The following is a 2,812-nucleotide window of genomic DNA, read 5'->3' as shown; positions in this document are numbered from 1 at the left end:
GAACATCCATGAACCGGCAGTTGATGCTATGCAATTCCTGCCGATCAGGATTTCTAGTTGGGAAATAAAAAGCAAATAGAGAGAGGCAAGAGCGACCACCTTACACCTAAATGGCCCGGCTTGTCGGTTTTAATTTCAGACATGCACTGCACAGGGAGCTTCGCAGGCTCTGAAATATCGCCCGATCCCGCCGAGTTCTCTTAAGATTCGCCATGGCCTACTATTAATCCTGTTGACCAATCGATTACTTGCTCACGTCCGAACCGGGTTGGTTTTCGCCGCTCAACTCCTGATTCTGAGGGTCGGCTTTCTCCAAAGGAGACGCCCGTAAGAATTACCTGTGCTTCTCGAAACGGCCAGGAACGGACACTCAATTAGAATATCAAATCAATCGACACTGATCCTTTTGAAGTGTTCGCGGGGATGGCACCAATAACAGGAATGAAGTGTGATTTTGAAGTAATATATCAAGCTTGTGAACAAGTTTTCGAGCCCATGCAACTAACCGAGCAACAAACCGAAAAATTTGAACAGGACGGCTACCTGTTTTTCCCCAACGCCTTCAGCACCAAGGAAATAGGAGTTCTAAAGCAGGCCGCACTCGATGTTTACGCGTTACAACGCGAGGAAGTCTGGCGCGAGAAAACGGGTGTCGCGCGCACTGCCTTCGCCGCACATACCTATAACGATGCCTTCCGCCGACTCGGCGCGCATCCGCGCCTGATCGAACCAGTGATGCAGTTGCTTGATGGCCCGGTTTACATGCACCAGTACAAAGTTAACGCCAAGGCTGCATTCGATGGCGATGTCTGGCAATGGCACCAGGATTACGGTACCTGGGCGCGCGATGATCTAATGCCCGAACCGCGCGCGATGAATATCGCCGTATTTCTGGATGACGTCACCGCGGCTAACGGCCCATTGCTGTTTATCCCGGGCAGTCACAAGCAGGGCGTGGTCGAAGCTGGGCATGACCTCGAAACCACCAGCTACCCACTGTGGACCCTGGATCGGGAAACCGTTACTAAGCTTTATGACCAGGGCGGATGCGTCGCTCCCACCGGTGATGCGGGTTCAATGCTGATGTTTTCGAGCCTGCTGGTGCATGCCAGTCCACCCAACATCAGTCCGATGGACCGCACCATCGTGTATCTATCCCTGTGCCACGTAGACAACCATATCCGCCAGTTCAAGCGACCAGAATGGGTCGCGCATCGCGATTTCAACCCGATTGAGCCGCTGTCTGACGATACGCTGCTCGAACTGGTCGCGTAAACCTGGTACTTCCATGTATCTCTATTCATCGCTGATTCAGCGCGCGACCGACGGCAAGCCAATACGGGTCGGCCTGATCGGCGCCGGCAAATTCGGTTCGATGTTCCTTGCCCAGGTACCGACCACTCCGGGACTGGTGGTCACTACCATCGCGGATCTCGATCCCGCCCAGGCTACCGTGCGATGCCGCGAGGTCGGCTGGGATGATACCCGGGTGGTCAATACCGAGTTTGTTGATGACGCTGAGGACATGATTCGCGGGGACAAAGTCGATGTCGTGGTCGAAGCCACCGGTAATCCAGCGGCCGGCATCAAGCACGCACTGCTCTGCGCCGCCCACGGCAAGCACATCGTTATGGTCAATGTCGAGGCTGATGTGCTAGCCGGTCCTTACCTCGCACAACAGGCGCAAAAAGCCGGCGTGGTTTACTCGATGGCCTACGGCGATCAACCAGCGTTGACCATGGAAATGATCGATTGGGCGCGCAGCTGCGGCTTTAACGTGGTCGCGGCCGGCAAAGGTACCAAATATCTGCCAAGCTACCACGATTCGACCCCGGACACGGTCTGGTCGCATTACGGTCTGAGCGCGGTGGAAGCCAAGGCCGCCGGCATGCGCAGCCAGATGTTCAATTCCTTCCTCGACGGCACCAAGTCCGGCATCGAAATGGCAGCGATCGCCAACGCTGCGGGATTACAGGCGCCCAGCAATGGCCTCGCCTTCCCGCCCTGCAGTGCGGATGATCTCGCACAGGTGCTGCGACCTCAAAGCGTCGGCGGGCAGCTCGAGTTTTCTGGTCAAGTGGAAGTGGTTTCTAGTCTCGAGCGTAATGGCAAACCCATCGACCGCGACCTGCGCTGGGGCGTGTACTGCGTGTTCGAATCGCCCAATGACTATAGCGCGGCATGTTTTCGGCAATACGGCATGAACACTGACGACAGCGGCCGTTACTCGGCGATGTTCAAACCCTTTCATTTAATTGGCCTGGAACTCAACATCTCGATTCTGAGCGCCGCGTTACGTGGCCAACCCACCGGTACACCAGTGGGCTTCAACGCCGACGTGGCCGCGGTGGCCAAGCGCGATCTCGAAATCGACGAAATCCTCGATGGTGAAGGCGGCTATACCGTCTGGGGCCGGATCATGCCAGCGGATGCCAGTATCGGTGTGCAGGCATTGCCGATAGGCCTTGCCAGCGAAGTCAAACTAACCGCGCCGATCAAGCAGGGCCAAGTGATTACGCTCAAAGACATCGACGCCAATACCGACACACAGGCCTGGCAGGTGCGCAATGCCATGTTACAGGCGTTTGCCTGAACTCGCGGTTCGAGTCCTAAGGGTGAAACTGAGCTATCTACGAATACCCACCCAAAGGAGACAATCAAACGCACATGTTGAGCTTCTGAGAACGGCCGAGGCTGTGTGAAAACTCCTGGCTGAAAGGTAAAATAAACCTTTCCATTGAAGGGGCGATCCATGAGCGGCTTCATCGAAGGAGAGAACCGGTATCAATCCACTCTTTTTCCAGAACGCGTT

2 protein-coding genes are annotated in these 2,812 nt (G+C 55.5%); both read left to right on the top strand.

All coding sequences use genetic code 11. The annotated features are described in order from the left end of the window. Positions 1-495 precede the first annotated feature (495 nt). Positions 496-1,275, top strand: coding sequence for a phytanoyl-CoA dioxygenase family protein (locus tag OES20_19110; protein MDH3636802.1), 780 nt, complete (start codon positions 496-498; stop codon positions 1,273-1,275). A gap of 13 nt (positions 1,276-1,288) precedes the next feature. After that, on the top strand, positions 1,289-2,593 hold the full coding sequence (locus tag OES20_19105) for a Gfo/Idh/MocA family oxidoreductase (protein ID MDH3636801.1): 1,305 nt from the start codon (positions 1,289-1,291) through the stop codon (positions 2,591-2,593). Positions 2,594-2,812 lie beyond the last annotated feature (219 nt).

This window comes from Gammaproteobacteria bacterium (genome assembly GCA_029862005.1).
In the GTDB taxonomy this organism is placed as follows: domain Bacteria; phylum Pseudomonadota; class Gammaproteobacteria.
Note: the sequence above shows the minus strand (reverse complement) of the source record. Positions and strands in the feature narration are given on the sequence as shown.